Origin of the sequence: Leifsonia sp. TF02-11 (assembly GCF_017565305.1) — a bacterium.
Lineage (GTDB): Bacteria > Actinomycetota > Actinomycetes > Actinomycetales > Microbacteriaceae > Leifsonia.
This window is the reverse complement of sequence record NZ_JAGEKP010000007.1, coordinates 66,077-92,470: the sequence shown is the minus strand read 5'-3', so window position 1 is coordinate 92,470 and position 26,394 is coordinate 66,077. Positions and strand designations below refer to the sequence as shown.

The 26,394-nt window shown below is 70.3% G+C and carries 29 protein-coding genes; 11 read left to right on the top strand and 18 right to left on the bottom strand.

Features of this window, described 5'->3' with window-relative positions; genetic code table 11:
* Nucleotides 1-2: 2 nt before the first annotated feature.
* From JNB50_RS10715 to JNB50_RS10705, 3 genes are read right to left on the bottom strand one after another with little or no spacing between them, the layout of a single operon-like run.
* The gene (locus JNB50_RS10715) at nt 3-1,775 is read right to left on the bottom strand and encodes an IlvD/Edd family dehydratase (RefSeq protein WP_208040125.1); all 1,773 of its coding nucleotides are present in this window, start codon (nt 1,773-1,775) and stop codon (nt 3-5) included.
* On the bottom strand, nt 1,772-3,139 hold the full coding sequence (locus JNB50_RS10710; protein ID WP_208040124.1) for a hypothetical protein: 1,368 nt from the start codon (nt 3,137-3,139) through the stop codon (nt 1,772-1,774). The genes JNB50_RS10715 and JNB50_RS10710 overlap by 4 nt, the downstream gene beginning before the upstream one ends.
* Before the next feature lie 36 nt (nt 3,140-3,175).
* Nucleotides 3,176-4,000, bottom strand: coding sequence for a fumarylacetoacetate hydrolase family protein (locus JNB50_RS10705; RefSeq protein WP_208040123.1), 825 nt, complete (start codon nt 3,998-4,000; stop codon nt 3,176-3,178).
* Nucleotides 4,001-4,069: 69 nt separating this feature from the next.
* Between JNB50_RS10705 and JNB50_RS10700 the strand changes: the two genes are divergently transcribed.
* The gene (locus tag JNB50_RS10700) at nt 4,070-4,765 is read left to right on the top strand and encodes a hypothetical protein (RefSeq protein ID WP_208040122.1); all 696 of its coding nucleotides are present in this window, start codon (nt 4,070-4,072) and stop codon (nt 4,763-4,765) included.
* A 61-nt stretch (nt 4,766-4,826) separates the two neighbouring features.
* Here JNB50_RS10700 and JNB50_RS10695 read toward each other — a convergent pair whose 3' ends face one another.
* The 8 genes from JNB50_RS10695 to JNB50_RS10660 are packed head-to-tail and all read right to left on the bottom strand — an operon-like array spanning nt 4,827 to nt 11,643.
* Complete coding sequence (locus tag JNB50_RS10695) at nt 4,827-5,507, bottom strand: polysaccharide deacetylase family protein (protein ID WP_208040121.1); 681 nt, start codon at nt 5,505-5,507, stop codon at nt 4,827-4,829.
* Nucleotides 5,504-5,863, bottom strand: a complete 360-nt coding sequence (locus JNB50_RS10690; protein ID WP_208040120.1) for a hypothetical protein — start codon at nt 5,861-5,863, stop codon at nt 5,504-5,506. Before JNB50_RS10690 ends, JNB50_RS10695 begins: the two co-directional genes overlap by 4 nt.
* 14 nt (nt 5,864-5,877) lie before the next feature.
* Nucleotides 5,878-6,720 (bottom strand): class II fructose-bisphosphate aldolase, encoded by an 843-nt coding sequence (locus tag JNB50_RS10685; protein WP_208040119.1) that lies wholly within the window; start codon nt 6,718-6,720, stop codon nt 5,878-5,880.
* The gene (locus JNB50_RS10680) at nt 6,714-7,493 is read right to left on the bottom strand and encodes a DeoR/GlpR family DNA-binding transcription regulator (protein ID WP_208040118.1); all 780 of its coding nucleotides are present in this window, start codon (nt 7,491-7,493) and stop codon (nt 6,714-6,716) included. The genes JNB50_RS10685 and JNB50_RS10680 overlap by 7 nt, the downstream gene beginning before the upstream one ends.
* Entirely contained in the window at nt 7,477-8,490 is a 1,014-nt protein-coding gene (locus JNB50_RS10675; RefSeq protein ID WP_208040117.1) for a D-2-hydroxyacid dehydrogenase, read from the bottom strand. The genes JNB50_RS10680 and JNB50_RS10675 overlap by 17 nt, the downstream gene beginning before the upstream one ends.
* The gene (locus JNB50_RS10670; protein ID WP_208040116.1) at nt 8,487-9,386 is read right to left on the bottom strand and encodes a carbohydrate ABC transporter permease; all 900 of its coding nucleotides are present in this window, start codon (nt 9,384-9,386) and stop codon (nt 8,487-8,489) included. Before JNB50_RS10670 ends, JNB50_RS10675 begins: the two co-directional genes overlap by 4 nt.
* 11 nt (nt 9,387-9,397) lie before the next feature.
* Complete coding sequence (locus JNB50_RS10665) at nt 9,398-10,339, bottom strand: carbohydrate ABC transporter permease (protein ID WP_208040115.1); 942 nt, start codon at nt 10,337-10,339, stop codon at nt 9,398-9,400.
* On the bottom strand, nt 10,339-11,643 hold the full coding sequence (locus JNB50_RS10660; protein ID WP_208040114.1) for a sugar ABC transporter substrate-binding protein: 1,305 nt from the start codon (nt 11,641-11,643) through the stop codon (nt 10,339-10,341). Before JNB50_RS10660 ends, JNB50_RS10665 begins: the two co-directional genes overlap by 1 nt.
* 171 nt (nt 11,644-11,814) lie before the next feature.
* Here JNB50_RS10660 and JNB50_RS10655 point away from each other — a divergent pair, with 171 nt between their 5' ends.
* The 6 genes from JNB50_RS10655 (at nt 11,815) to JNB50_RS10630 (ending at nt 17,730) form a co-directional block, all read left to right on the top strand.
* Nucleotides 11,815-12,723 carry an SIS domain-containing protein gene (locus JNB50_RS10655; protein ID WP_208040113.1) on the top strand — a complete coding sequence of 303 codons (909 nt, stop codon included), beginning with the start codon at nt 11,815-11,817 and terminating at the stop codon, nt 12,721-12,723.
* Nucleotides 12,723-13,049, top strand: a complete 327-nt coding sequence (locus JNB50_RS10650; RefSeq protein WP_208040112.1) for a hypothetical protein — start codon at nt 12,723-12,725, stop codon at nt 13,047-13,049. The genes JNB50_RS10655 and JNB50_RS10650 overlap by 1 nt, the downstream gene beginning before the upstream one ends.
* On the top strand, nt 13,025-14,050 hold the full coding sequence (locus tag JNB50_RS10645; RefSeq protein ID WP_208040111.1) for a carbohydrate kinase family protein: 1,026 nt from the start codon (nt 13,025-13,027) through the stop codon (nt 14,048-14,050). The genes JNB50_RS10650 and JNB50_RS10645 overlap by 25 nt, the downstream gene beginning before the upstream one ends.
* 5 nt (nt 14,051-14,055) lie before the next feature.
* On the top strand, nt 14,056-15,324 hold the full coding sequence (locus tag JNB50_RS10640; protein ID WP_208040110.1) for a saccharopine dehydrogenase family protein: 1,269 nt from the start codon (nt 14,056-14,058) through the stop codon (nt 15,322-15,324).
* 185 nt (nt 15,325-15,509) lie between these two features.
* Nucleotides 15,510-17,117, top strand: a complete 1,608-nt coding sequence (locus JNB50_RS10635; RefSeq protein ID WP_208040109.1) for an ABC-F family ATP-binding cassette domain-containing protein — start codon at nt 15,510-15,512, stop codon at nt 17,115-17,117.
* 94 nt (nt 17,118-17,211) lie between these two features.
* A complete protein-coding gene (locus JNB50_RS10630) occupies nt 17,212-17,730 on the top strand; it encodes a DUF2127 domain-containing protein (RefSeq protein ID WP_208040108.1) in 519 nt (172 codons plus the stop codon).
* 6 nt (nt 17,731-17,736) lie between these two features.
* On the opposite strand, the gene JNB50_RS10625 is transcribed toward JNB50_RS10630, so the two are convergent.
* The 5 genes from JNB50_RS10625 to JNB50_RS10605 form a co-directional block, all read right to left on the bottom strand.
* Nucleotides 17,737-18,951 (bottom strand): serine/threonine-protein kinase, encoded by a 1,215-nt coding sequence (locus JNB50_RS10625; protein WP_243768348.1) that lies wholly within the window; start codon nt 18,949-18,951, stop codon nt 17,737-17,739.
* Nucleotides 18,948-19,379, bottom strand: coding sequence for a hypothetical protein (locus JNB50_RS10620; protein WP_208040107.1), 432 nt, complete (start codon nt 19,377-19,379; stop codon nt 18,948-18,950). The genes JNB50_RS10625 and JNB50_RS10620 overlap by 4 nt, the downstream gene beginning before the upstream one ends.
* Before the next feature lie 116 nt (nt 19,380-19,495).
* On the bottom strand, nt 19,496-20,815 hold the full coding sequence (locus JNB50_RS10615) for a sodium:proton exchanger (RefSeq protein ID WP_208040106.1): 1,320 nt from the start codon (nt 20,813-20,815) through the stop codon (nt 19,496-19,498).
* A gap of 280 nt (nt 20,816-21,095) precedes the next feature.
* A complete protein-coding gene (locus JNB50_RS10610; protein ID WP_243768367.1) occupies nt 21,096-21,755 on the bottom strand; it encodes a GntR family transcriptional regulator in 660 nt (219 codons plus the stop codon).
* A complete protein-coding gene (locus JNB50_RS10605; protein WP_208040104.1) occupies nt 21,755-22,432 on the bottom strand; it encodes a GntR family transcriptional regulator in 678 nt (225 codons plus the stop codon). Before JNB50_RS10605 ends, JNB50_RS10610 begins: the two co-directional genes overlap by 1 nt.
* Nucleotides 22,433-22,695: 263 nt before the next feature.
* Between JNB50_RS10605 and JNB50_RS10600 the strand changes: the two genes are divergently transcribed.
* Nucleotides 22,696-22,896, top strand: coding sequence for a hypothetical protein (locus JNB50_RS10600; RefSeq protein ID WP_208040103.1), 201 nt, complete (start codon nt 22,696-22,698; stop codon nt 22,894-22,896).
* A 7-nt stretch (nt 22,897-22,903) separates the two neighbouring features.
* On the opposite strand, the gene JNB50_RS25745 is transcribed toward JNB50_RS10600, so the two are convergent.
* Nucleotides 22,904-23,842 carry a helix-turn-helix domain-containing protein gene (locus JNB50_RS25745; RefSeq protein ID WP_208040102.1) on the bottom strand — a complete coding sequence of 313 codons (939 nt, stop codon included), beginning with the start codon at nt 23,840-23,842 and terminating at the stop codon, nt 22,904-22,906.
* 41 nt (nt 23,843-23,883) lie between these two features.
* Nucleotides 23,884-24,075 carry a hypothetical protein gene (locus JNB50_RS10590; RefSeq protein ID WP_208040101.1) on the bottom strand — a complete coding sequence of 64 codons (192 nt, stop codon included), beginning with the start codon at nt 24,073-24,075 and terminating at the stop codon, nt 23,884-23,886.
* Between the two features lie 202 nt (nt 24,076-24,277).
* On the opposite strand from JNB50_RS10590, the gene JNB50_RS10585 reads away from it, so the two are divergent.
* The 3 genes from JNB50_RS10585 (at nt 24,278) to mgrA (ending at nt 26,330) form a co-directional block, all read left to right on the top strand.
* On the top strand, nt 24,278-24,958 hold the full coding sequence (locus JNB50_RS10585) for a hypothetical protein (RefSeq protein WP_208040100.1): 681 nt from the start codon (nt 24,278-24,280) through the stop codon (nt 24,956-24,958).
* Nucleotides 24,959-25,040: 82 nt separating this feature from the next.
* Entirely contained in the window at nt 25,041-25,199 is a 159-nt protein-coding gene (locus JNB50_RS10580; RefSeq protein WP_208040099.1) for a hypothetical protein, read from the top strand.
* A 93-nt stretch (nt 25,200-25,292) separates the two neighbouring features.
* On the top strand, nt 25,293-26,330 hold the full coding sequence (gene mgrA, locus JNB50_RS10575; RefSeq protein ID WP_208040098.1) for an L-glyceraldehyde 3-phosphate reductase: 1,038 nt from the start codon (nt 25,293-25,295) through the stop codon (nt 26,328-26,330).
* The last annotated feature ends 64 nt before the right edge of the window (nt 26,331-26,394 follow it).

Genomic DNA, 26,394 nt, shown 5'->3' with positions numbered 1-26,394 from the left:
GGTCAGAACGCCTGCGGGGCGACGGCGGCGCCGCTGGCGCCCTGGAGGAAGTCGAGGTCGAGCCCCTCGTCGGCCTGGGTCACATGCTCACGGTACAGGCGCACCCAGCCGCGGTCGCTGCCCGGCACCTGCGGTTCGGTCCATTCGCCCCGCCGCCGCTCGAGCTCGGCGTCGTCAACCTCGACGGCCAGCGAACGGGCGGGCACGTCCAGGCTGATGATGTCGCCGGTGCGCACGAGCGCGAGCGGACCGCCGGCGGCCGCCTCCGGGACGACATGGAGGACGACAGTGCCGTACGACGTGCCGCTCATCCGGGCATCAGAGATGCGCACCATGTCCTCGACCCCCGACTCGAGGATGCTGCGCGGCAGCGGGAGGTTGCCGACCTCCGGCATCCCCGGGTAGCCCTTCGGGCCGACGTTCCGCACGACGAGGATGTCGTCGGGCGTCACGTCGAGGTCGGGGTCGTCGGCGTCGCGCAGGTACTCGGGCAGCGAGTCCCAGACCAGCGCCCTGCCCCGGTGCACCATGAGCGACGGTGAGGCCGCCGACTGCTTGATGACCGCACCGCGAGGGGCGAGGTTGCCCTTCAGCACGGCGATGCCCGAGCCCGCCGGCTTGACGGGGTTGTCGAGCGGGCGGATGACCTCGCGGTCGTAGACCTGCGCGCCGGCGTAGTTCTCGCCGAGGGTCGCTCCGGTCACGGTCAGGGTGTCGCGGTGCAGCAGGTCGCCGAGGGTCTCGGCGAAGCCCGCCGTGCCGCCGCCGTACTCGAAGTCCTCCATCAGGAACCGGCCGCTCGGCATCAGGTCGGCGATCACCGGGACATCGCGGACGAGCGTGTCGAAGTCGTCCAGCGTCAGCTCGACGCCGACCCGGCGCGCAAGCGCGAGGAGGTGGATCACCGCGTTGGTCGAACCGCCGAGCGCCGCGTTCGCGCGCACGCCGTTCTCGAACGCCTCGCGCGTGAGGATGCGCGAGGGGCGCAGATCCTCCTCGACCATCTCGACGATGCGCCGGCCCGCCAGATGCGCTGCCGTCGCGCGACGGGAGTCGTTGGCGGGCAGCGCGGCGGTGCCCGGCAGCTGCATCCCCATGTACTCCGAGACGCACGCGAGCGTCGACGCCGTTCCCATCGTCATGCAGTGGCCCTGGCTGCGCGCCATGCAGCCTTCGGCCTCCGCGACTTCCTCCGCCGAGATGGTGCCGGCCCGGTACGCCTCGGTGAACCGCCACACCGAGGTGCCGGAACCGATGTCCTGGCCGCGGTACTTGCCGTTCAGCATGGGGCCGCCGGTCATCAGCAGTGTGGGGAGGTCGACCGAGGCGGCGCCCATCAGGTAGGCAGGGGTGGTCTTGTCACAGCCCGCCAGGAGCACGACGCCGTCGAGCGGGTTGGCGCGCAGCGTCTCCTCGAGGTCCATCGCGATGAGGTTGCGCAGCAGCATCGCCGTAGGCCGCACGAGTGGTTCCCCCGCCGAGGTCGTCGGGAACTCGAAGGGCACGCCGCCCGCCTGCCAGATGCCGCGCTTGACGTGGTCGGCGAGCGCGCGCAGGTGGATGTTGCAGCTGGTGAGCTCGCTCCACGAGTTCGCGATCCCGATCACCGGCCGGCCGCGGAACGTGTCGTCGGGGAGTCCCTCGCTCCGCATCCACGAGCGGTGCATGAACCCGGTCTTGCCCTCGGCGCCGAACCAGGCCTGGCTGCGCAGCGGTGCCCCCCCTGCGCGCGCCTCGGCCTCGCGCTCCTCCTTGCCGAGGTTGCGGGCGCTCATGCGAACCTCGGGAGGAACCGCGCCTGCTCGGCGAGGAGGTCGTCGGTGAGCGCTGCCGCGCGGTCGACGTCGACGACGGCGCCGTCGGCGATCATCGCCTCGACGACGAGGTCGCGGTCTCCGGTCAGGGCGGCCTCGACGGCGATGTCGACGGAGCTGAGCCGGCGGGCGAGGATCGCGGTCAGCGGCTTGCCGAGGTCGGGGACCTCGATCGGCCGGATGCCGCGCGCGGTCGCGACGCCGGGGATCTCCACGGCGGACCAGTCGGGCAGCCCGGGGACGAGCCCGCGGTTGACGACGTTGCAGCTGAACATCGCGCGCGAGTCGAATGTGATCGAGCGGATGATCGCGATCAGCTGCTCCTGCTCGCCGCCGCTGCGCTCGAAGATGCTCCGGTCGAGCGGCTCCTGGCCGAGAGCCTGGCGCTTCATGCCCTGATACCGGTCCTCGCCCCACTCCAGGATCTCGGGCAGCGAGAACGCGTCGACGCCGAGCTTCTTGCCGTAGTAGTCGCCGCCCGCGAACCGCTCGGGGAAGAACTCCACGACGTGCCGGTCGCCCGCGGCGGCGAACGCGCCGTAGCGCCGGAACAGCTCCCAGGCGAACGGGTTGTGCCAGGCAGTCGGGGTGTCGTAGAAGATGTTCCCGATGTCGGCGGGGTCCGGCGCCTCGCCCAGCTCGCGGTCGACGCGCTCGCGGATGAGCGGCCACGCGTCCCGCCCGTCGAGCCGGAAGTCGTAGATGAACGTGAGGTGGTTGATGCCCGCGTACAGGGTCGAGGTGCGCTCGAAGGGCACGTCGATCAGCTGTGCCAGCTCGCGCTGGATGTGGTGCATCCCGTGACAGAGGCCGACCACGTCGAGCCCGGTCTCCTGATGGATGGCCTGCACGTTCGCGGTCATCGGGTTCGAGTAGTTGAAGAAGAACGCCTCCGGCGCGAGCTCGGCGATGTCGCGCGCGATCTCGACGAGAACGGGTGTCGTGCGCAGGAGGCGGGAGATGCCTCCCGGCATGATCGAGTCGCCGACCGGCTGGTGGATGCCGTGGCGCTGGACGATCTCGTGGTCGCGCTGCCACGCCGGCCGTCCGCCGACTCCGACGCAAGTGACCACGAAGTCGGCCCCGGCGAGTACCGCACGGCGGTCGGTGCTTCTGGTCACGCGGATGGTCTCGCCGACGCCGCGCGCCTCGACCATGGCCTGCGCGAGGCGGGTCGCCACGTCGAGCGCGACCGGGTCGACGTCGACGAGGCGGATCTCCCAGGAGCCGAGGTCGTCCGCACCGATCAGGTCGGCGAGCAGCCCGCGGGTGAAGACGGCGGACCCGGCCCCGATGAGGACGAGGACGCGGTCGGTGCTGGTCATACTGTTCTCCTCTTCGCGCTCTGTCGTTCCGCCGGCTCAGGCCGCCGCGGTCGCCCGGCGAACGACGCGGTTGCGCAGCTCGCCGATTCCCTCGACGCCGCAGACGACCAGGTCGCCGTCCTGAAGGTAACGCGCGGGGACGCGGAACGCGCCAGCGCCGGCCGGGGTGCCGGTGAGGATGAGGTCGCCGGGCTCCAGGGTCACGCCGTCGGAGACGAACGCGAGGATGGCCGGGATGTCGAAGATCATCCCGCCGGTGTCGTCGTCCTGCAGCACCTCGCCGTTGACGGAGGTGTGGATGCGGTGACCGGCCTGTGCGCCGAACTCGTCGGGCGTGACCAGCCATGGGCCGAGCGGCGTGAAGCTGTCGAACGACTTGCCACGGCTCCACTGCACGTCGGCGAACTGCACGTCGCGGGCCGAGACGTCGTTGGCGACGGTGTAGCCGGCGACGTCGTCGATCGTCGCGGGGGTCGCACCGCCGCAGCGGCGGCCGATGAGGAGCGTGAGCTCCGCCTCGTAGTCGACCTGCTCCGTGAGGTGGGCGGGAACCACGATGTCGTCGTACGGGCCGGTGATCGACGTGGTGTACTTCGCGAACGTCAGCGGGCGCTCCGGCTGGGTGAAGCCGGTCTCGCTGGTGTGGTCGGCGTAGTTGAGGCCGACGGCGATCATCTTGCCTGGGCGGTCGACGGGAGCCGCGAGGTCGAGGCCCTCCCGGTCGACGGTCGGCCAGTCGGCGGAGGCGCCGCGCTCGATCGCGTCCAGCACTCCGACGCCCTCGGGAGCGACACGGGCGACGCCGTCCTGCTCGACGACGGTGCGGGCCGTTCCCTGGATGCGGGCTCGTGCGATTCTCATATCTCTCCTTCGGGGCTGGATGCTCGTCCATACTGTCACAAACAGTCAGAAATGAGCAAGAATAAGCAGATGCTTTCAGAAACGATTACGACGGTCGGGCGCGAACGGTCCACGACCGGCCCCGCGTCCCTCGCCCAGGGTGTCTACGGCGCCCGCGGAAACCTCGAGCTCGTCACCTGCGACGCGCGGGACGGCCTCTGGGTCTTCTGGTTCAACTCCGACCTCGCGACCGATCCGCTGGAGACGCCGGAGGTCCCGCCCGGCACGTGGAGCGCCGGCCTAGCGTTCGCGCGGGGCGCCGGCTACCGCCAGGCGCAGATCCTGCAGTCGACGCTCGGGCCGGACCACCTGGAGGTGCTCGCGCTGCGCGCGGACGGGGTGCTGGAGAGCTGGTACTGGTCGCCCGGTCCCGGGTTCCAGTGCCGCGCCGGGCACGTCGCCGACGGTGTCGAGCGCTTCGAGGCGGTGCACGCCGCTGGCCGGCTCACAGTGACGATGGACGGCGAAGAGGGAGTGCGGGTTATCGCCTCCGGATCCGAGGGCTATCCCGACCGCGTGTGGACCGCTGCCGACAACGGCCCGGACCTCGACGCCGGCACGCAGGCCGCCGCCCTTCTCGTGGCGAAGGGTGTCTCCGAGGGGGACATCGTGCCGGGGTCCGCACGGGCCTCCCGCTCTGACCGTGCCGGCGGAACCATCGAGTTGACCTGGCGCGACCGGGAGGGCGCCCTGCGCCACCTCGGGGTCGGCGCTCCCGTGCACTGAGGCCAGGGCCACCGGAGGCCGCCGGACCATCGGATCCAGCGGCCTCTACCGGTGTCGAGTGTCAGTTCACCCGGTGGATCATCGTGTTGGCGAACTGATACCGGTACCCGGCGGCCTTCACGGCGGCATCGTGCCGCGGGCTCTGTCCGTACGAGGAGCCGTGCAGCCAGACGAAGGCGGGCGCCTCCTGCCCGGTCACGGCCTCCAGCTGCCGCTTGGAGTCGACGACCTCGCGCACGATGTCCTCGTCCGAGAGCACGGTGTCGAATCCCTCGTGGTGCGCGGTGTGCGGGAACACGACATGGCGGCGGCTCAGCTCGGCCACTTCGTCCCAGTCCATCGCGATGCGACCGCCCTGGGCGTCCTCCTCGACCAGCGAGATCCAGTGCGCGCGTGCGAAGGCCTCCTGGTGCTCGACATCGCAGTCGACGAAGGAGGTCGCGATCGGGAACCAGCCGGTGATCCCGAGTTCGTCGCAGAGCGGGGCGGCGACCGTCGCCGAGTTGCGGTACCCCTCGTAGAACACCGGGATCAGGCCCGGCTTGTCCTTGTGCCACTCCCCCGTCTCGAAGAAGCGGTCGAGGTCGTCCAGGGTCACGGTGGCGTAGTCGCGGGCGAATCCCGCGAGCTCCCTGGCGAGCTCGTCGCGCGCGACGCGCGGCGTGGAGTGGTAGTTGACCACCCGGATGAAGTGGCCTCTGCTCAGCTGTTCGCGCTGCGCGGTGAACGACGGCCGGGTCATCGGGCGTCTCCTTCGGTGATCGGCGCCGCACCCGGCGTGAAGTGGGTGAACGCGAGGACCTGCATCGCGGTGATGACCGCGCCCTCGTCGTCGTCGCGCGCCCACGGGACGAGGGCGGCGGAGTACCGGTCGAAGACGTCGGCGAACGCCCGACCCTCGTCCAGCTGGGCGCCGGAGGATGCGACCGGGAGCGCGCCGCGCTCGTCGGCGATGCCGAGGACCATGGGGATGCCCTCGCGCTCCAGCCGACGGTCGTGGCAGGCGCGCATCAGTCCGACGATGTCGTCGGCGGCGAGCAGGGCGGCCGGCGTCGGCTCGCCCTCGTGCGTGCTCGGTCCGGTGACGGTTGCTGACATGCGGGTGGTTCCTTTCAGAGTGCGGCGGGCACGGTGGCGTCCACGGGCGTGGAGACGACCCCGAGCAGTCGCTCGACGGTGGCGGCGATCGCCTCGCGCCCGGAAGCGATCGCCGGTCGAGGGTCCGCCGCCCCGCTGATCGCGGCGGCGACGGCGCCGGAGTAGGCGGCGGAGAGCTGCGTGCCGACGTTGACCTTGCGGATGCCGGCGGCCACAGCTGCGCGGATTCCGTCGTCGGGCACGCCGGACGAACCGTGCAGCACCAACGGGACCGGCACGGCCGCGGCGATCCGCGCGATCAGGTCGAGGTCGGGGGTCGCGGTGCGTTCCCGCATCGCGTGCGAGGTGCCGACCGCGACCGCGAGCCCGTCGACGCCGGTCGCCGTGGCGAAGGCAGCCGCGTCCTCCGGATCGGTGCGCACGCCGAAGGCGTGGGCGCCGTCCTTGCCGCCGATCTCGCCGAGCTCGGCTTCCATCCACAGGCCGCGCTCGCGGCCGAGCCGCGCGATGCGGGCGGTCTCCGCGACGTTCTGCTCGTAGGGCAGCGCCGAGGCGTCGAACATGGCGGACGTGAAGCCGAGGGCGGCGGCCTCCAGCACGAGGTCGCCGTCCTCGCAGTGATCGAGGTGCAGCCCGACCGGCACCGCTGCCCGGCGAGCCAGCGCACCGCACGCCGCCGCGAGCGGCGCGAGGCCCCCGTGGAAGCGGATCGCGTTGTGACTCACCGAGAGGAGCACCGGGAGGGCCGCCTCCTCTGCGCCGCGGACGATGCCCTCGGCGAACTCCAGAGTGATGACGTTGCAGGCGACGACGGCGGGAAGCCCGGAGCCGAGCAGCTCGCCAGGTCCGCTCAGCATGTCTCGACCGTGACGCCCGCCGCCCGGAATCGCTCCACGGTCTCCCCGTCCGCACCGTCGTCGACGATGAGCGTGTCGATGGCGGTGATCGGGACGAGACGCGCGGGGCCGCGCTGCGCGAGCTTGCTGTGGTCGGCGAGCATGATCAGCTGCGGGGCCGACGACGCCAGCGAGCGGTCGGTCTGGGTCTCGCTGAGGTTGGTCCCCGTGACGCCGATCTCCGGGTCGATGCCGAAGGCGCCCGAGTAGACCTGGTCGATGCCGAACTCGCCGAGCCCGGCGATCGTGAGGTGCCCCAGGAGACTCATCTCCTGTCGGCGGAGCAGCCCGCCGAGCACGATGATCTCGATGTCGGAGTACTGGGCCAGCCGGTTCACGACCATGAGGCTGTTGGTCACGACCGTGAGGCCGCGCACCGTACCGAGGAACGGCAGCATGGCCTCCGTCGTCGTGCCTCCGGTGACCAGGATGGTCGAGTTGTCGGAGACATGCGCGGCGGCGGCCTCGCCGATCCGGCGTTTCTCGGCGGCGAAGGCGACCTCCCGCAGCGGGCGCAGCGGCTCGACGTCGTCGGTCAGCGGGGCTGCGCCCCCGTGGACGCGCTCGATCAGCCCGCGGTCCTGCAGGTCGTTGAGGTCGCGCCGGACCGTGGACGTGCTCACCCCGAGGAGCCGGGCCATCTCAGTCACGGAGCCCGTCCCGTAGGCCCGGATGTAGTTGAGCAGCTCGCGCTGCCTCTTCGGTCCGAGCAGGGGTTCAGTAGCCTGAGACACGATCCACCTCATTCACGATCGGCCGCCCCTCGGCGAGCCTGGTCAGGTTCTCGACCACCAGGTCGAGGGTCTGGGCATGGTACTGCGGTGCGAGCCCGGCGACGTGCGGGGTGACGAGAGCTCCGGACTCCGACCACCACGGCGAGCTCGGCGGCAGCGGCTCGTCGTCGAAGACGTCCACCGCCACACCCCCGATCCGTCCGTCGCGCAACCGCTCAAGCAGGGCGGACTCGTCCACGATGCCGCCACGCGCGATGTTGACCACGAGCGCTCCGGCCGGGAGCAGGTCCAGCTGCTCAGCCCCGATCATGTCACGGGTGAGCTCGGTGAGCGGGACCACCACGACGAGCACGTCGCTTCGGCGCATCACCTCGTCCAGCCGCTCCATCGGCAGGATCTCGGTCGGGTCCTCGGTCGCAGCGCGCCGGCCGGTGTCGAACTTGGCGTCGCCGGCGACGGGACGGCCGGTGCGGCTGAGACCGACGACCTCCATGCCGAAGGCGTTCGCGAGGCGGGCGATCTCGCGCCCGATGCGGCCGTAGCCGACGATCCCGAGCGTCGCGCCCGGCAGCTGTCGCGGCGTGAGCGACGCCAGCCGGTCGGCGTTCGACGGCCAGCTGCGGTCCTTCCTGTGCTGCTGGATGAGCGGCATGCGGTGCGCGAGCTCGAGCACGGCCATCAGCGCGTACTCGGCCATCGGCACCGGCGCGATGCCGCCGAGGGTCGCGATCGCCACGCCGCTGTCCCAGAGCCGGGTACCGCGTACGTGGTCGACGCCCGAGGTGTCGAGCTGGACGCAGCGCAGCGCCGGCGTCTGCTCGGGCTCGGGGAACCACTCCGTGGTGTGCAGCAGGTCGACGCGCGCCAGGAGGTCCGGAGACGCCGCCGCCGCTTCCCGCGGCGTCAGCCGGTGCACGTCGACCTCCGGCAGGCGGGCGCGGAGCTCCGCGAACCACGAGTCCGGCAGCGCGAGGGTCGAGAGGTAGGTGAGGGTCATTTGATTCCTGTTCGGGCGAAGCCCTGGACGAAGTAGCGCTGGAACGCGAGGAAGAGGATCACCATCGGCAGAACCGAGATCAGGGCGAGGGCCATGATCGAGTTGTAGTCCGGTGCGGTCTGGTTCTTCAGGTAGAGCATCCCGATCGGCAGTGTGAAGAGGTCGTTGTCCTTCAGGGCGATCAGCGGCCACGCGAAGTCGTTCCAGCTGCCGAGCAGCGTGAGCAGCGTGAGCACGGCGATCAAGGGCTTGCAGAGCGGGAGGACGACCTGCAGGAAGATCCGGATGTGGCCGGCGCCGTCGATGCGCGCCGCCTCCACGATCTCGTCCGGGATGCCGATGAAGAACTGGCGGGCGAGGAAGATCCCGAAGGCCGCGGCCGCACCGGGCAGGATGACACCCCAGTAGGTCCCGAAGATGCCGAGGCCGACGGTGAGCTTGAACTGCGCGACCATGATCGCCTGCACCGGGATCATCATGGTGGCGAGGGCCAACAGGAAGACTGCGTTGCGGCCGCGGAAGCGGAGGCGGGCGAAGGCGTAGCCGGCGAGCAGGTTCACGACCACGGTGAACACGGTCACGAACACGCCGATCACGACCGAGTTGCCGAACCAGGTGACGACCGGGTACTGGGTGAGCACGTTCTGGAAGTTCTCCAGGGTGAAGGTGCTCGGAACGAGGTGGAGGCCGGGCTCGAACACCTCGCCCCGCGGCGAGAACGCGACGACGCACATCCAGTACAGGGGGAAGATGACGATCACCGAGACCACGACGGCCACGAGGACGCGCCAGGCCATGCCGCGGCGGCCCTCGTCGGGCGAGCGTCTGCGGCCCGGCCGCGGGGCGCGGCCGGCCGCGTCGGCGATCTCGAGCAGGGTTCCTGAGGTCTGTGTCATGGGGGTTCCTCTTACTCGACCAGGTCGCGGGTCCGGCTGGTCTTCCACTGGACGAACGTGAAGACGAGCGTGATGAGCAGGATGACGATGCCGATCGCCGCGCCGTAGCCCTGCTCCCGGATCTGGAAGCCGTTGCGATAGGCGTAGGTGACGAGCACCGAGGTCGAGTTGCCCGGGCCTCCGCCCGTCATCACGAAGATCAGGTCGAACACCTGGAACGACGCGATGACGTTCATGATCAGCAGGAAGAACGTGGACGGGCCCACCAGCGGCACGGTCACGCTCCGGAACTGCTGCCACTTGCTGGCGCCGTCGATGCGCGCGGCCTCGTACAGCTCAGGAGAGATGGACTGCAGTCCGGCCAGGTAGATGATCATGTTGAAGCCGACGCGCAGCCAGATGGCGACGATGACCACGGAGATCATCGCGGGGGCGCCCTGCGACTGCCAGGCGACCGGGCTGAGGCCCAGCGCGCTCAGGATCTTGTTGATGAGTCCGCTCGACTCGTAGAACAGGATCATCGCGATCATGCCGGAGGCGACGCCCGAGATGACCATCGGGAGCACGATGACGGTACGGAACACGCCGCGAGCGGGGAGCACCGAGTTGAGCAGCACCGCCAGACCGAGCCCGGCGGCCAGGTCGATCGGCACGGTCAGCACGGTGAACACGATGGTGTTCCACATGCTCTGCCAGAAGACCGGGTCGGTGATCAGGCGCACGTAGTTGTCCCAGCCGACCCACTGCGGTGTGCCGAACCCCTTCGTCTCCTGGAACGACAGCTGCAGCGCCCACAGGATCGGGAGGAACAGGAACGTCGCCATCAGCACGAGGTTCGGCCCGAGGAACCCCCAGCCGACGAGCGATTCCTTGATGCGGGCGGCGCGGCGCGCCGCCCGGGGACGACGCGACTCGATGGTGTCGCGCCGTCCGCGGGCGGTCAGAGTGGACATTACTTCGTTGCTTCCTTCACTGCGTCGGAGAGCTTGGTCAGCGTGTCCTTCGTCGACTGGCCGCCGATGAACGCGGCATCCAGCTGATCCTGGAGGGCGGTGTTGATGGCCGCCATCGCCGGGGACGTGACCTGCTTGACGTCGCTCGGCTCGATGGTGGAGGCCTGATCGACGAACACGGGCATCACGTCGGGGCGGATGTCGTACTTGACTTTGTCGCCGCTCAGGTCGGTGCGTGTGGGCAACTCGTTCGTCGCCGCGCAGAAGGTTGACATGCTGTCGGCCTGGACCATGAACTTCAGGAACTCGGCCGCCAGCTTCGGGTTCTTCGTCGCCTTGGTCGCCACCAGGGCGTTACCTCCGAGGTCGGTGGCGCCGCGCGCATCCTTCGGCATCGGGATGGCCGTCCAGTCGAACTTGGCGAGGCTCGCCATGTCCGGGACCAGGAACGAGCCGAGGAAGCCCATCGCAGCGGTGCCCTCGGAGAACAGCGAGTCGGCGTAGGTCGCCGACTTGACCGAGCTCGTCGGCGGGACCCAGTTCTTCTGGAAGAAGCTCTTGGTGAAATCGAGCGCCTTGGTGCCGGCGGCCGAGTCGATCTCCGGCGTCTTGCCGTCCGCGCCGATGAGCTTTCCGTCGGCCTGGAAGAGCCAGCTCAGCCAGCGGGCGGCGCCGGCCTGCTGCCAGTTGTAGACGAACGGGTACTTGTCCGCGGGCAGCGCGGCGCGCAGCTTGGCGGCGACGGCGGCGAACTGGTCCCAGGTCCAGGCGTCGGCCTGGGTCTTCGGGAGCGAGCTCGGGTCGATGCCGGCCTGCTTCAGCATGTCCTTGTTCACCAGGAGCGCAGAGACGTCGGTCTGGTGGGGGACGCCGTACGGCTTGCCGTCGTACGAGACGGCCTGCCACATCGCCGGCTGGAACTGGGCGATCTCGCTCTTCGTGAAGTACGAGCTGAGGTCGAGGAGCTGGTCCTGGCTCGAGTAGACGCCGAGGTTGCCGTAGTCGACCCGGAACACGTCGGGCGCCGCGCCCGAGGAGAGCTGAGCGTCGATGTTCGAGAACATCTGCTCGTACGGCACGACGTTGAGCTTGATCGTGGCGCCCTTGTGCTCGGATTCGAACTGCTTGATGAGCTTCGTGAACGAATCCTGCTCGGCTTTGCTCGCCCAGGTGGTGAAGGTGAGCGATCCGGTGGCCGCGTCGCCACCGGAACCTCCACCGAACCCGGAGCACCCGGCGAGTGCCAGCGCCGAGGTGACGGCCACCCCGACGAGGGCGAGTGCCCTCTTCCTACTGAGTTTCACGCTGCGATCTCCTTTTGTGATCGAGGCGACACGCGGTGCTGCGCTGCGCCACTTTGTTTCAGGCAGTATTCATCAAACAAGCTCAATTAGTCAAGAACTTCCATCATCTGCTCATTTCTGATTGAATCTGCTCAGATCGTTCGAGATCTTCCACCGACCAAGGACACAAGTATGAACGAATTCACCGACGCCCCCGGCGCCGTCACCCGGGCCGAGCTCACGAGTCAGCCAGACGTCTGGGCGACCGCGCTCGCTCTGCCCGCCGAGCAGTCGTCGCTGCTCCCGACGGCCGGCGAGAAAGTCCTCGTCGTCGGCTGCGGCACCTCGTACTACATAGGCGACTCCTACGCCTACCTGCGCAACGACGCCGGGATCGGGCGCACCCGAGCGGCCATCCCGACCGAGCTCACCTGGGTGGACGACGACGAGCACATCGTGGTCATCTCCCGCTCAGGGACGACGGCCGACGTGATCGACATCGTCCGCCGGTACGGCGACACCCACCGCGTCACCGGCATCATCGGCGACCTGGACACCCCGCTCGGAGAACTGCTCGCCGGGCGCATCATCCACCTCGGCTTCGCTGACGAGACGTCCATCGTGCAGACCCGCTACGCGACGACCGGTCTCACGACGCTGCGCGCCTCGATCGACGCCGTCCCGGACGACCTCGTCGCCGACGGCCGCGCCGCTCTGGAGCTCCCCCTGCCCGCTGATCCGGCCTCCCTGCGGCACATCGTCTTCCTCGGGCACCGCTGGAGCGTCGGTCTCGCCTACGAGGCGGCACTCAAAGTACGCGAGTCCGCCGGATTCTGGACGGAGTCCTATCCCGTCTGGGAGTACCAGCACGGCCCCATCTCCTGCGCCGGCCCAGGAACGCTCGTCTGGGCGCTCGGCGAGCTGCCCGACATCGTCGCCGACGACATCCGCGCCACGGGCGCCGAGGTCTACGGCAACGACCTGGACCCGCAGGCGAACCTGGTGCTCGTGCACCGGCTCGCGCTCGCCCTTGCCCTGCACCTCGGCCGCAACCCCGACACCCCGCCGTTCCTCAACCGCTCCGTCCTGACGACCAGCTGATGCCGCTCGTCACCATCTCCGCCGCTGAGCACGCCGCGGAGGAGACGCTGCTGCGCGCTGTGGCGGACGCCGTCGCCGACGCGCTCGGTCTCGGTGACGGCGACGTGATCGCCCTCGCCACGCCGGTCCGCTCGATGGTCGCGAGCGGGCGCGACGGGGCAGCGGGCCCGTGGCCGATCGCCACCATCCACGGTTCGGACCGCGGCGAGCAACCGATGCGTGCGGCTCTTGCCGCGGCCGAACAGGCCATGCTGGACTGGGGACGCGACCAGCGCGTCGAGATCGAAGGAGTGTGGGTCGAATGGGCGCTGCCCCTGACCCGGTGACCGCCGAGGCGTCGACCGCCGACCTTCTGGTCGCAGACCTCCTCGTCGTGGGCGAGCTCTGCGTCGATCTGATCATCCCGCTCGAGAGCGACATCCGCTTCGGGCAGCACGAGCAGCTGGTGCCGGCGACGACCCTGACGATGGGCAGCTCCTCGGCGATCACCGCGTGCGGCGCGGCTGCGCTCGGCACCCGCACGGCCCTGATGAGCGTGCGCGGCGATGACACCTTCGGCTGGTTCCTGGACGCGGAGCTGCAGCGCCTCGGGGTCGGGACTCGGCTCGTCCGCGTCGACGGCAGCGCGCCCACCGGCGTCTCCACACATCTCACCCGCCCGGACGGAGACCGGGCCATCCTGACCTCGCTCGGCTCGATCGGCAGGGTCACGGCCGCCGACGCGTCCGACGACATCCTCCGCAGTGCCCGACACCTCCACATCGGCAGCTACTTCCTGCAGACCGACCTGTGGCCGGACGCGCGCTCGCTGTTCGCCCGTGCACACGCGCTGGGGCTCACCACCTCCCTCGACGGAAACTTCGACCCGGAAGAGGAATGGGACCGCGGTGTCCTCGACGCGCTCGCGGAGGTCGACGTCTTCTTCGGCAACGACCAGGAGCTCTGCGGGATCGCGGGGACCGCCGACGCCGACGCAGCGGTGCGCTCCCTCCTCGAGATCATGCCGCGGGGAGGCGTGGTGGTCCGCAAGCTCGGCTCCGAGGGTGCTGAAGCGTCCTCCCTCGCCGACGAAGGCCGCCAGACCTTCGCGGTCGGCATCCCGGAGGTGGCAGGGACCCTGGTCGACACCGTCGGGGCCGGGGACACCCTGGCCGCCGGGTTCATCGCCGCCCGGCTGCGCGGCCTCCCCGTCGCCGATTCCCTCGCGGTCGCCGTTTCGTGCGGCTCCGCATCCACCCGCGGCGCCGGAGGCACCGGCGCCCAACCCGACTGGGCGACAGCCCGCACTCTCGCAGCGGCACTCCGCGTCGCACGGAATGGAGAATGAACCTCATGCGCATCCTTTTGATCGGTGCCGGCGGTGTCGGTAACGCCATCGCGAAGATCGCCGCCCGCCGCTCCTTCTTCGAGGCGATCGTGGTCAGCGACTACGACCAGGCCAGAGCGGAGGCCACGGTGCAGTGGATCCGCGACCGGCACGGCGAGCAGGTCGCGGCCCGATTCACCGCGACCCGCATCGACGCCTCCGATGCGGAATCGGTCGCCGCGGTCGCCCGCGAACACCGTGCCACGCACGTGATGAACGCGGTGGAACCGAAGTTCGTCGAGTCGATCTTCGCCGGAGCGTTCGCCGCCGGGGCCGACTACCTCGACATGGCGATGAGCCTGTCCCACCCCCACGACACCGACCCCTACGGCCAGACCGGGATCAAACTCGGTGACGCCCAGTTCGCCCAGGCCGACGATTGGGAGGCCGCCGGCCGGCTGGCCCTGGTCGGCATGGGCGTCGAGCCCGGCCTCTCCGACGTCTTCGCCCGCTACGCCGCCGACGAACTGTTCTCGCACATCGACGAGCTCGGAACCAGGGACGGCGCCAACCTCGTCGTCCGCGACGAGAACGGCAACGAGATCTTCGCCCCCTCGTTCAGCATCTGGACCACCATCGAGGAATGCCTCAACCCACCGGTCGTCTGGGAGAAGGACCGCGGCTGGTTCACCACCGCGCCGTTCAGCGAACCGGAGGTCTTCGACTTCCCCGAAGGCATCGGCGAGGTCGAGTGCGTCAACGTCGAGCACGAGGAAGTCCTCCTCATGCCCCGCTGGCTCGACGCCGAACGCGTCACCTTCAAGTACGGACTCGGCGACGAGTTCATCGGCGTCCTCAAGACCCTCCACCTCCTCGGCCTCGACTCCACCGACCCCCTCCGCGTCCGCTCGGCCGCCGGTCCGGTGGAGGTCGCCCCGCGCGACGTCGTCGCCGCCGCCCTCCCCGACCCCGCCACCATCGGCCCACGGATGACCGGCAAGACCTGCGCCGGCGTCCATGTCACCGGCACCGGAAAAGACGGCCTCCCCCGCAGCGTCTACCTCTACCACGTCGCCGACAACGAGTGGACCATGCGCGAATACGAAGCCCAATGCGTCGTCTGGCAGACCGCCCTCAACCCCGTCATCGCCCTCGAACTCCTCGCTGCCGGCACCTGGAAAGGCGCCGGAGTCCTCGGCCCCGAAGCCTTCCCCGCCCGCCCCTACCTCGAACTCATGGAGCGCGCCGAGTCCGACGGCGGCTACGGACAGACCTGGGGACTCCGCGAACCCTGAGCTGTAGCGATCGAAGTCCTGACGGACTGAGCGAGTCACCCTGCGAGCTTGGTAGGGTGACCTCGTGCTGATTGACGAGATCGACAGAGCGTAGCCACCGGTCGCCGGTGGCCATCTCGCGCCGCCGGAGCGATCGGGCTCCCGCTCATCCGATCGATCTTTCTCGTCATCTTCGAGGTTCTGCCATGTCTACCAGCACGTCTTCCATCGTCCTGTCCGCCCTCTCCTTCAGCTGGCCAGACGGCCGGTCCGCCATCACCGACGTCAGCGGCTCGTTCCTGCCGGGCCGCACCGGACTCGTCGGGAACAACGGGGCCGGCAAATCCACGCTGCTCCGTCTCATCGCCGGCGAGCTGACACCGACCTCCGGCACGGTGTCGACGACCGGCGAGGTGGGCTACCTCCGTCAGTCGGTGACGTGGCGCGGCGACACCACCGTCGCCGGTCTGCTCGGAATCCAGGAGGTCGTCGACGCCATCCGGGCCGTCGAGTCCGGCGACGTCTCCGAGGAACACTTCGAGACGATCGGCGAGGACTGGGACATCGAGGCGCGCGCCGACGAACAGCTGCGCGCGATCGGGTTCTCGTCCGCCGATCTCGACCGTCAGGTGCGGACGCTCTCCGGAGGAGAGGTCATGCTCATCGCGATCTCAGGGCTGCGGGTCCGCCGGTTCCCGATCACTCTGCTCGACGAACCGACCAACAACCTGGATCGCCCCACCCGGTCGATGCTCGCGGAGCTGCTCGAGACCTGGCCGGGGACGCTCGTCGTCGTCAGCCACGATCTGGAGCTCCTCGATCGGATGGATCGGACCGCGGAACTGTACGCCGGTCGGCTGACCGTGTTCGGCGGCCCGTACAGCGAGTGGAAAGCAGCTCTCGAAGCCCAGCAGGCGTCGGCCCTGCAGTTGGCGGCCTCGGCCGAGCGAGCGGTCAAAGCCGAGCAGCGGCAGCGGGCGGAGGCCGAGAGCCGCCTGGCGAAACGGGCCAGGAACGCCTCGACCGCGAACGCCAACAAGAAGGGCTCGAAGATCCTGATGAACGGGCTCGCCTCTCGCGCGGAAGCTTCCGCCGGCAAGCTGCGCAGCGGGCTCGACGACCGCCTGGACGCCGCGAAGGCGGCCAGGGAGGAGGCCGCCGCGCGGGTGCGCCCGGATCAGCGGATCTCCCTGCAGCTGCCCGATCCGGACGTCCCCGCCGGGCGACGGATCGCCGAACTCGTCGGGACCGACCGGACTTTCACCGTGCAGGGCCCGGAGCGTGTCGCGATCGTCGGCGCGAACGGCGTCGGCAAGACGACGCTGCTCGAGGCCCTGGTCGGCGGCGACGAGGTCGTGCCCGGTCGTGCCGGCGGACGGCTGCACACGACGCGCGTCGGCTACCTCGCCCAGACCCTCGGCGGCGTCGACGAGAAGGTGGGAGCCCTCGAGAACGTGCGGCAGATCGCGCCGGACGTACCGGACTCGCTCATCCGGAACCGCCTCGGCCGTCTGCTGATCAAGGGCGACGACGTCCACCGCCCTGTCGCGTCGCTCAGCGGCGGCGAGCGCTTCCGAGTACTGCTGTCACGCCTGCTCCTCGCCGACCCTCCCGCACAGCTGCTCGTGCTGGACGAGCCCACCAACAACCTCGACATCGCCAGCGTCGACCAGCTCGTCGACGCGCTCGGCGAGTACCAGGGTGCGGTGATCGTCGTCAGCCATGACGAGCGGTTCCTCGACCGATTGGGGCTGACCCGGAGGTTGGAGCTGAGGCCGAACGGAACGTTGACGGAGATCGCACCTCCCGCCTGAGCGTCGATGAGCGCGCCGATCTCGGCGAGGGCTATCGTCGGAGTCGACCGCGGACGCGACAGGGAACGGCACCGCCGACGACACAGGAGGCTCGATGAGAGACCGCATCCTCGACCTCGTCTTCCTCATCGGGGTGCTGTTCAAAGGCCTCGACGGCCTGGTCGAGCTGGTCGGCGGCGTCGTGCTGCTCTTCGTCACCCCGGCGAAGCTGCAGCACGCGGCAGCCCGTGCGACGTCCGGCGAACTGGCCGAGGACCCGCACGACCTCATCGCCAACCTCATCGTGCACGGTGCTGCCCACCTCCAGCACGGCAGCATCGTGTTCGCCGCGGTCTACCTGCTCGTCCACGGCATCGTGAAGCTCGCGATCGTGATCGCGCTGCTCGTCGGGTCGCGTCGCATCTACCCGTGGGCGATGGCGGCGCTTGGGGCCTTCCTGATCTTCCAGGTCTACGAACTGGTGACCCAACCGTCGATCGGAGTCGCGGTCCTGACGGCCTTCGACGCGGTCATCATCTGGCTCACCTGGCGGGAATGGCGCCGCGGGCGCGAACTGCGCACGACGTGGCGCGGGACGGTCGCGTGGGTGTTCCGGCGGCCGGTGGCGGAATAGCGCGGCTCACGGCGCGTACGACGTCGACACCTGGTGCTCGAGCTGCTTCAGGTGGGTGCCGAGCGTGCCGCCGACCGCCGGGTAGCTGCCGACCGGGTCGGGGCTGGGCTGCGCCGACCCGGTGAGCGCGCCGATCGTCAGGATCACGGCGACGACGGCCGCCACGGCGTCGACGGCCAGGATGATCGCGAGGGTCCTGCGGCGTCCGGTGGTCGTCGCTCGCCCCGAGCGTGAAGGCTCGTCGGCGTCAGCCTCCGGTGCCGCAGGGGTCGGCAGCAGGAGCGTCGGCGGCAGCGTCGTCGTGACGTCCCTCGCCGCCAGCGGCGCCGTCGGCACCTCCTCCGGCGCGGCCAGCACAGCCGTCGGCGCCTCCTCGGCGAGGAGTGCGCTCAATTGCACGGCGGCCTCCCCCGCGGTCGGCCGCTGTGCGGGGTCACGCGCCGTCATCGCCCGCAACAGCTCCGCCCACGCGCCGCCCAGCGCTTCCGGGATCACGGGGTCGCGCGACAGCCGTCCCGTGGCGGACTCCACGGCCGTGCCGGGGAACTCCCGCCGTCCCGTGAGGCACTCCAGCAGCACGAGTCCCAGCGAGTACACGTCGGTCGCCGGGGTCAGCGGCCGGCCGGAGGCTTGCTCGGGGCTGAGGTAGCTCGCCGTTCCGATCACGGTGCCGGTCGCCGTGACCTTGGCGTCGTCCACCAGACGCGCGATGCCCAGATCGGTCAGCTTCGCGGCGACACCGGAGGCGGTCGACTCGGGGAGGAGGACGTTCGCCGGCGAGACGTCCCTGTGCACGACCCCCGCACCGTGGAGGTACGCGAGCGCACGGGCGATGTCGGCGCCGATCGCGGCGACCGCAGGGGCGGTGATCGCCCCCGATCGCAGCCGCGCGCGCACGTCCGTGCCCTTCACGTACTCCAGTACGAGCACCGCGCGGCCGTCGGCGGCCGAGATCGCGTCGAACAGCGTCACCAGCGACGGGTGCGACCGGGTCGCGAGGATGCGCACCTCGTCCTGCTGCCGGCGGAGGTCCGCCGCGGACGCGAACTCCGGACGGAAGATCTTGAGCGCGACCTCCCTGCCGAGAGCCTCGTCGGTCGCGCGGTAGACGTCGGCCAGGCCGCCGCGGCCGATGCGGTCGAGGATGCGGTACCGGTCGGCGATCAGGGTCCCGGCCGCAGCGGTCGCCGGCTGCTGCATCCCGTCGGTGGTCGGCATCATCCGTCACCGCCCTGGTCGTCGCCTTTGTCCTTGCCCTTGCCCTTCCCCTTCTGGTCGTGCTGCTGCTGTTGCTGCTGGAGCTGTTGGAGCTGCTGCTGCAGGCGCTCCTTCTCGACCTGATCCTGCAGCTGGGTCAGGTCGGCGCGCACGGCGACGATAGAGGACTCGATGGCCGCATGCCGGGCACTGCTGATCTCGCCCTTCGCCAGGGCGGCGTCGTTCAGCTTCGCGAGGGCGGCCAGCCGTGCCTGTGCACCGGCGAGGTCGTTCGCCTCTGCGGCGGTCGCCACCGCGAGCACACCGTGCTGGAGGGTCCTCGCGGTCTGTGCGGAGTAGCCGTCTCCTCCCGCGCAGCCGGTGAGCCCCAGTGCGAGCACGGTGGCGGCGACGACGAGGGGACGGCGGTAGCGTCCACGGGCTGGTCGCATGCTCGTCACCTCCTCACGGCCTCAAGCACGGTAGCCGCTGAACCGGCCGCTGTCGAGCCGAGAGCACTGCCACACCGGGGATGCTCAGCGAACGGGCTGCTCAGCGAACGGGTTCCTCAGCGAACGGGTTCCTCGACCGGCTCCGGCGACCTCGTCCCCGACGTGCCGATCCGGCGGAACGGCGCGGCCAGCGTCGCGGGCACACGACGCGCGTGCCACGCCAGCAGCACGACGGCCAGCATCGCGTAGACGGCCGAGACCACCCAGCGCGCCTCCGTGGAGGTGAACACGAACGTGGCGGCGAAGAGCACCACGAGCGCAGCGGCCCAGCGGCCGGAGAACCGCAGCCCGATCAGCATCGCGACTCCGAGCACCGTCTGCGCCACGGTGAGCACGAACTCCTCGACCTGCCGGCCGTCGAGCGGCAGCGCCCAGCCGCCACCGCCCAGGAGGTGCGCGATGGGCAGCGTGCCGACCAGGGCCGTCCACTGGTTGACCTTGCTGGCGAGCAGGATGCCGAGACCCATCGCCGCTTTGCCGCGCGTGGCGAAGACGATCGCGATGACGAACTCCGGAGCCTCCGACGCGAGCGGCGCGAGCCACTGGACGAGGAGGAAGTCGTCGATGCCCGCCGCACGCCCTCCGGCGACCAGGCTGTGCGCGAACGGCTCCGCCAGCAGCAGGATGACCACGGCCGAGACCACGAAGATGCCGATGACGGTCACCCGGCGGCCGATGGTCGGCAGCGCCCCGATCGCCCGCGGGACGCCGACGAGCTCCGGCTCCTCGCTCTCGCTTCTCGACACCCGCCAGAGGTAGTAGCCGAACAGTGCGAGCAGCCCGACGCCGAGCACCACGGGGATGCTGCCGGTCAGCGGGATGACCAGCGTGAGCACCGACGCGATCACGAGCAGGCCGAGCTCGACCCGGTTGTCCGCGGGGAGGCGCACCGCGAACGGGCGCACACTCACCCCGGGGTCGATGGGCCGGCGTCGGGCACGCGCGGTCCGATAGACCAGCAACGCGACCAGCAGCAGGAACGGCCAGCCGAAACCGAGCAGCAGCCGGTTCGACCCGGTCATGTTCGCCGCGGCGTACTGCGCCTGGCTCGGGTCCGACCCGGAGGTGAACGCGAAGTAGAGGTCGATCGCGTACTCCGGCAGGATCGCGATGATCGCCAGCAGTCCGACGGCCAGGCCTCCGGAGATGTCGACCTCGGCAGCCTCCCCCGCCCAGGCCAGGGCGAACGCGGCCGCGACGATGGCGAGGCCGAACATCAGGATGCCCACGATCGGCGCGGGCTCGATCCCGCTCAGGCGCAGGACGACACCCTGCGCGGCCACGAGCGCCACCACGCCCAGCGGGATCAGCAGTCGTCGGGGCGTCCCGGAGGCGGCAGCCCGGGCCTCGCCTCTCGTGCTCTGCGTTCTCGTCATCTGTGCGGCCTCTCGGTCGAGGGCGCCGGACAGCACGCAGCAAGGAGAGTCCGGTCACCGTGGTGGGACCGAAGGTCTCGCTCGCCCGGCCGCTGTGGCACGGGAGGCACGCCGGGCCGCTTCGACGCGAGCCAGTATGTCGACGTGCCCGCACACCCGGGAGCCGGGTGCGGAGCTACTCCCCTTCGCGGTCCCCTTCCTTCCGGACGGCGGCGCCCGCGCCCGCCCGCTCAGGCGGATTGCCAGCGTTTCGCCCGGCCTAACTCGAGGGCTAGACCGGTCAGGCGGTCGGGTGCGGCACGGCGAAGATCCGTTTCGTCGCGATGACCGCCTCCCGGTCGTCGCCGCGGAAGACGGCGTCCTTGAGCGCCTCGAACCCGTGCGCCATGTCGCGGACGTCCGCGTGCAGGCCCTGATAGGCGACGCTCACGTGATAGCCGAGCGACGGCGCCGCGCGCGCGACGAGCTCGATCAGCACCGGATTCGGGCACGAGCGCAGAATCGAGGTGAAGAGCGTCTCGGCGGATCGCTGGATGGCCGGCACCGCGCCTCCACCGAGCTGAGCGATCACCTCGTCGATCTGCGTGCCGATCGCGGCGCGGCCGTCGGCGTCGAGCCTCGGCAGGGCCAGGAGGGTGGCGCCGGCGAGCAGCACACCGATCGTCTGCAGCGTCTCCAGCGCCTGCTCCGGCCGCGGCGCGATGACGGCGGAGTGCGACTGCGGGGCGGTCTGCACCAGGCCTTCCAGGCTCAGGGTGTGCAGGGCCTGCCGGATCGGGGTGCCGGAGACACCGAACCAGGCACGCAGCTCTGCCTCGTCGAGGCGCTCGCCCGGGAGGAGGACGCCCGTGAGGATGGCGTCCTTGAGCTGGGCGTAGACCCGGTCGCGCATCAGCTCACGCGGAGCTCCCGAGCCTCCGGAAGCGGCGGGAACGGGCATCACGACGCCGCCCTCGGGGCCGCCGTGTCGGGCAGTTCGATGCGGAACACTAGCTTCGTCGCGTCGGCGACCGCCTGGGCGTCACCGGCCGCGACGGCGTCGCGGAGCACACGGTACGCCGCGGTCGCCTCGTCCCACTGCACGTCGAGGGCCCGGTACGCGACCATCACGTAGTAGGCGCGCGCCGAGAGCGTCCGTGCGGAGAAGTCGATCAGAACCCGATTGGGACAGGAGGCCAGCAAGCGCGCGTAGTACTCCTGCGACGCGGCGATGGAGCCCTCGATGTCTTTGCGCTCCAGCGCGTCGATGAGCCTGTCGAGCTCGCGCATCAGCTCCAGGCGCCCGCTCTGGTCGAGCTCGTCGAACACGAAGTCGAGGATGCCGAGCACCACGACGCCGATCGTCTGCAGGTTGGCGACGGCGTCCTCCACGCGCGGCTCGACGACGCGGGTGTGCGACTGCGCGACCGTCTCGACGAATCCCTCGACCGTGAGCGCGTGCAGGGCCTGGCGGATCGGAGTCTTCGACATCCCGAGCCAGGCCTGTAGCGTGTCGTCGTCGAGGCGCTCGCCGGGAAGGATCGTGCGAGTGAGGATGGCGTTCTTCAGGGCGTCGTAGGCACGGTCGCGCGCGAGCCGTCGTGCGGGCGCGCCGCCCGGTGAGCCGGGAACCGGCATCCAGACCTCCTCGCGAATAGCGGATCCCTGCCGCTTATCGTACTGACTGGCGCCGCCGAAACTGGAACTTCAATCTGGATTAAAGTTCCAGCCGGCGCCTATACTGCACGGACAGTGCGAATACCGCGCGGAGAGCACCGGCCCCCCACGATGCTCTCCGTCCTCCGAGCGGCGAGCCCTGATCTCGCTGCTCGGTCGGGGTCCTGCGCTTCGGGTGCGCAGGACCCCGACCATCTGCTCCAGCGACGGGAGTCACGGCCACGATGTTCCTCGATCGAAACGCCGGCCCCGGCGAACTCGCCATCACACTCGACCGCGACGCCTACCTGCGGCTGCTGCGCCGTGCCGCCGACAGCGGACTGACTCCCGAGGCGTTCGTGGAGCGGCTGGCGCGGGACGCCTACGGGCGTGCGATCGCCACCGGTGGGCCGGAAACCGGCGAACGCTCGCCGGACGCGTCGTAGAAGCGCTCTAGAAGGACTCCACCCCTGTGCCCCGGCCCGCGCCGTACGCCGAGTCGTAGGCGCGGCGGAAGCGGTCCTCCGATGCGAAGCCCCAGCGGTGGGCCAGCACGGCGTCGTCGATCGCCGCCTCCCTGGTGCGGTCGGCGTGCGCGGCGGCGAGGCGGGCACTGCGGAGGTAGTGGGCCGCGCTCGAGCCGGTCCGCGACCGGAAGGCCGCGTCCAGGTCGTATTGCGACGCGCCTGCGGCCGCCGCCATGTCGCCGACGCTGATCGGCAGGGACAGATAGTCGTCGACGAACCTCGTCGCGCGCCGGTGGATGCTCAACTGCGAGCGCGCCGTGGCCGGGCGGGCGCGGCGCTCACCGGTCAGGGGGAAGCACTCGAGCACACCGACGGCGAGCGCGTGCGACAGCCCGGCGCGCACCCTCGCGTCGTCGATGGTCCCCGACCGCAAGAACTCGGCCGCGACCTGGACGAGCTGCAGCATGTACCTCCCGCGCCGCAGGTCGACGGGGCGCGGCGAGTCGAACGCCGGCACGATCGCGTCATCGGCGTAGACCACCCGAGCGACCTCCCTCAGCCGCTCCGGCGCGATGTACACGTTCACGATGGACAGATTCTCGCCGTGGCCGTAGAGGTCGTGCCCGGGGCGGGTGAGGAACGGGACGCCGTACGACGAGTCGCGTTCGCCGTCCATCTCCCAGCGGTAGTCGCCGGCGAAGACGCCGGACACGCTGAACTGATCGAACTCGCCGTCGGACACCCAGTCGCCGCCGATCCGGTACACCCCGACCGTCAGGCCGTCATCGCCCGCCAGCTCCGCGCGGAACGAGAAGTCGGCTCCCGGGTCACGCGAGAACGCGAAGCGCCCCTGCGCCTCGCGCATCAGCGCGTCGGCCTCTTCCGGGTCGGCGGTGCTGCTCCGCACGCGTCTGAGGTCGTCCACATGGTGAACAGTACTCCGGTGGCGCCCACCGGCTCGGGTGACTACTCGTCCCGAGCGTCCGGCCGATCGAACTCGTCGAGCTGGTCGACGCCCTGCGGCTCCTCGACCTCCACCTCGACGCCGCCCTCCGACTCGTCGTGGAACGCTCCCGTGCCTTCGTCGAGCGTGCCCTCGCCGTCGGGGTAGCCGGCCTCGTCGGGGTACTCCGTCCCTCCGGTGTTCGACATGTCCATGGGGTCTCCCTCCGTCTGCTGACGATCCTGCAACACGCCGGCCCGGCACGCCAGGGGTACGACGCCGGGGAAGACCGCCGGAGGGGTGAGGCCCGAGCCGCCCTGCGGGTGAACCGCGGGTGGTTCTGTCGGCATTCCGTATCCAAACACGCATGCCGGGAGGGACACTCTCTGACAACCCACCACTTTCCTGGAGCCCGACATGCGCACCAGCACCCTCGTCCCGGTCGTCGCCGGTCTCGTCGCGATCGCGGCCGTCGCCCTCGCGGCCGCGTCGACCTACAGCGCGCTCACCGCGGGCGCCGACCTCGTCGTCGACGCGGGAGGCACCGGTGACAACGGTGCCGCAGCGCCGTCCGGCCCCGTCGACCTCGTCACCATCGACGGCCGCGACGTCGCGACGCCCTCGCACGCATCCGCCGCGTTCGTGCCGCTCGCCCTCGACGACCGGTACGATCCCGGCCGCACCTTCCGGCTCGAGGTCGGCATCGCCGACAACGATCCCGACGTCGCAGCGGCGGTCACGGTCGCGGTGGTCCCCGTGGACGCCGCGGGAACCGGTCAGGTCGGCACGTCGCCGAACGCCACCCCGCTGCTGCTGGTCACCGTGATCGACACGACCACCGGGAAGGTGCTGATCGGCGGAAGCGCCACCGATGCACGCCGGGGGGCGCCGGTCGCCGACGCGAGCGGGATGCTCGGGCACCTCGCCGCGCGCGACGCCGACCCGCTCGACGACGGCGACCGCTGGACGGACGGCGCGGCGCACAGCCGGCACGACCTGGAGGTGCTGGTCTACTGCCCTGACAGCCCAGGAGCCCGCGCACTCACGGACGCCCGCTCGGATCTCGCCCTCATGGTGTACGGGATCGGCCGGCCCTGACCGAGCCCATCAGCTCCTACCCGTCAGCACCCGCTTCGTCCAGCCCATTGACGATCCCGTCGCGACGGCGTTCGGTGGTCGCATGGTTGCTCTCATCATCATCCTGCTCGTGATCTGGCTCATCCTCGCGATCCTCGGCTTCGCCGTGAAGGGCCTCCTGTGGCTGGCCATCCTGGGGATCGTCTTCTTCATCATCACGGCCATCGTGGGCTGGCTGCGTCGAGGCGCCTCCCGCAGCTGACGCGGGCCACGCCACACATTCATCCGTGCGGACGGACAATCGGATCGGGCAGCCCTGTTGGACGAATTGGGTCGCACCAGGGAGGCTGGTGGCATGACCTTCCTCCCTGACGCCTCCCGCTACGACCGGATGCAGTACCGCCGCACCGGTCGCAGCGGCCTCGACCTCCCCGCACTGTCGCTCGGCCTCTGGCACAACTTCGGCGACGACCGCCCGCTCGACACCCAGCGCGCCATCGTCCGCCGCGCCTTCGATCTCGGGATCACCCACTTCGATCTCGCCAACAACTACGGACCGCCGTACGGCGCGGCCGAGGTCAACTTCGGGCGCATCCTGCGCGAGGACCTCCGCCCGTACCGCGACGAGCTCATCGTGTCGTCGAAGGCCGGCTGGGACATGTGGCCGGGGCCGTACGGACAGGGCGGAGGCAGCCGCAAGTACCTGCTCGCCAGCCTCGATCAGTCGCTCGCCCGCCTCGGTCTCGACTACGTCGACATCTTCTATTCGCACCGACCAGACCCCAGCACCCCGCTGGAGGAGACGATGCAGGCGCTCGACACCGCGGTGCGCAGCGGCAAGGCGCTCTACGTCGGCATCTCGTCCTACAGCGCGGAGGAGACCAGGAGGGCGGCGGAGATCCTGCGCGAGCTGGGGACTCCGCTCCTCATCCACCAGCCGTCGTACTCGATGCTCAACCGCTGGATCGAGACCGAGGGCCTTCTGGACGCCGTCGACGAGTTGGGGGTCGGCGTCATCGGCTTCACGCCGCTCGCCCAGGGCATGCTGACGGGCAAGTACCTGAACGGGGTGCCGGAGGGCTCGCGTGCCGCCGCCGGGACCTCCTTCGACGCCGGATGGCTGACGGACGAGGCGGTCGAGCGGCTGCGCGGCCTCGACGCGATCGCGTCCTCGCGCGGGCAGACGCTCGCGCAGCTCGCACTGGCCTGGGCGCTCCGCGATCCGCGCGTGACGTCGCTCGTGATCGGCGCCAGCAGCGTCGAGCAGCTGGCGCAGAACGTCGGCGCGCTCGACAACGTCTCGTTCTCCCCCGAGGAGCTCGCCGCGATCGACGGGCTCGCCATCGACGCCGGTATCGACCTCTGGGCGGGCGCACGCCGCGGAGAGCTCTGAATTACCACCGCCGCCGGTCCGCGTAAATCCCCTCGCCGGGCCGCGCGGGCCGACGTACCGTGAT

What these genes read in the sequence shown, in the direction of transcription:
- JNB50_RS10715 (WP_208040125.1), bottom strand. Translation starts at nt 1,775, where the DNA reads ATGAGCGCCCGCAACCTCGGCAAGGAGGAGCGCGAGGCCGAGGCGCGC.
- JNB50_RS10710 (WP_208040124.1), bottom strand. Translation starts at nt 3,139, where the DNA reads ATGACCAGCACCGACCGCGTCCTCGTCCTCATCGGGGCCGGGTCCGCC.
- JNB50_RS10705 (WP_208040123.1), bottom strand. Translation starts at nt 4,000, where the DNA reads ATGAGAATCGCACGAGCCCGCATCCAGGGAACGGCCCGCACCGTCGTC.
- JNB50_RS10700 (WP_208040122.1), top strand. Translation starts at nt 4,070, where the DNA reads ATGCTTTCAGAAACGATTACGACGGTCGGGCGCGAACGGTCCACGACC.
- JNB50_RS10695 (WP_208040121.1), bottom strand. Translation starts at nt 5,507, where the DNA reads ATGACCCGGCCGTCGTTCACCGCGCAGCGCGAACAGCTGAGCAGAGGC.
- JNB50_RS10690 (WP_208040120.1), bottom strand. Translation starts at nt 5,863, where the DNA reads ATGTCAGCAACCGTCACCGGACCGAGCACGCACGAGGGCGAGCCGACG.
- JNB50_RS10685 (WP_208040119.1), bottom strand. Translation starts at nt 6,720, where the DNA reads ATGCTGAGCGGACCTGGCGAGCTGCTCGGCTCCGGGCTTCCCGCCGTC.
- JNB50_RS10675 (WP_208040117.1), bottom strand. Translation starts at nt 8,490, where the DNA reads ATGACCCTCACCTACCTCTCGACCCTCGCGCTGCCGGACTCGTGGTTC.
- JNB50_RS10670 (WP_208040116.1), bottom strand. Translation starts at nt 9,386, where the DNA reads ATGACACAGACCTCAGGAACCCTGCTCGAGATCGCCGACGCGGCCGGC.
- JNB50_RS10665 (WP_208040115.1), bottom strand. Translation starts at nt 10,339, where the DNA reads ATGTCCACTCTGACCGCCCGCGGACGGCGCGACACCATCGAGTCGCGT.
- JNB50_RS10655 (WP_208040113.1), top strand. Translation starts at nt 11,815, where the DNA reads ATGAACGAATTCACCGACGCCCCCGGCGCCGTCACCCGGGCCGAGCTC.
- JNB50_RS10650 (WP_208040112.1), top strand. Translation starts at nt 12,723, where the DNA reads ATGCCGCTCGTCACCATCTCCGCCGCTGAGCACGCCGCGGAGGAGACG.
- JNB50_RS10645 (WP_208040111.1), top strand. Translation starts at nt 13,025, where the DNA reads ATGGGCGCTGCCCCTGACCCGGTGACCGCCGAGGCGTCGACCGCCGAC.
- JNB50_RS10640 (WP_208040110.1), top strand. Translation starts at nt 14,056, where the DNA reads ATGCGCATCCTTTTGATCGGTGCCGGCGGTGTCGGTAACGCCATCGCG.
- JNB50_RS10635 (WP_208040109.1), top strand. Translation starts at nt 15,510, where the DNA reads ATGTCTACCAGCACGTCTTCCATCGTCCTGTCCGCCCTCTCCTTCAGC.
- JNB50_RS10630 (WP_208040108.1), top strand. Translation starts at nt 17,212, where the DNA reads ATGAGAGACCGCATCCTCGACCTCGTCTTCCTCATCGGGGTGCTGTTC.
- JNB50_RS10625 (WP_243768348.1), bottom strand. Translation starts at nt 18,951, where the DNA reads ATGATGCCGACCACCGACGGGATGCAGCAGCCGGCGACCGCTGCGGCC.
- JNB50_RS10620 (WP_208040107.1), bottom strand. Translation starts at nt 19,379, where the DNA reads ATGCGACCAGCCCGTGGACGCTACCGCCGTCCCCTCGTCGTCGCCGCC.
- JNB50_RS10615 (WP_208040106.1), bottom strand. Translation starts at nt 20,815, where the DNA reads ATGACGAGAACGCAGAGCACGAGAGGCGAGGCCCGGGCTGCCGCCTCC.
- JNB50_RS10610 (WP_243768367.1), bottom strand. Translation starts at nt 21,755, where the DNA reads ATGCCCGTTCCCGCCGCTTCCGGAGGCTCGGGAGCTCCGCGTGAGCTG.
- JNB50_RS10605 (WP_208040104.1), bottom strand. Translation starts at nt 22,432, where the DNA reads ATGCCGGTTCCCGGCTCACCGGGCGGCGCGCCCGCACGACGGCTCGCG.
- JNB50_RS10600 (WP_208040103.1), top strand. Translation starts at nt 22,696, where the DNA reads ATGTTCCTCGATCGAAACGCCGGCCCCGGCGAACTCGCCATCACACTC.
- JNB50_RS10590 (WP_208040101.1), bottom strand. Translation starts at nt 24,075, where the DNA reads ATGGACATGTCGAACACCGGAGGGACGGAGTACCCCGACGAGGCCGGC.
- JNB50_RS10585 (WP_208040100.1), top strand. Translation starts at nt 24,278, where the DNA reads ATGCGCACCAGCACCCTCGTCCCGGTCGTCGCCGGTCTCGTCGCGATC.
- JNB50_RS10580 (WP_208040099.1), top strand. Translation starts at nt 25,041, where the DNA reads ATGGTTGCTCTCATCATCATCCTGCTCGTGATCTGGCTCATCCTCGCG.
- mgrA (WP_208040098.1), top strand. Translation starts at nt 25,293, where the DNA reads ATGACCTTCCTCCCTGACGCCTCCCGCTACGACCGGATGCAGTACCGC.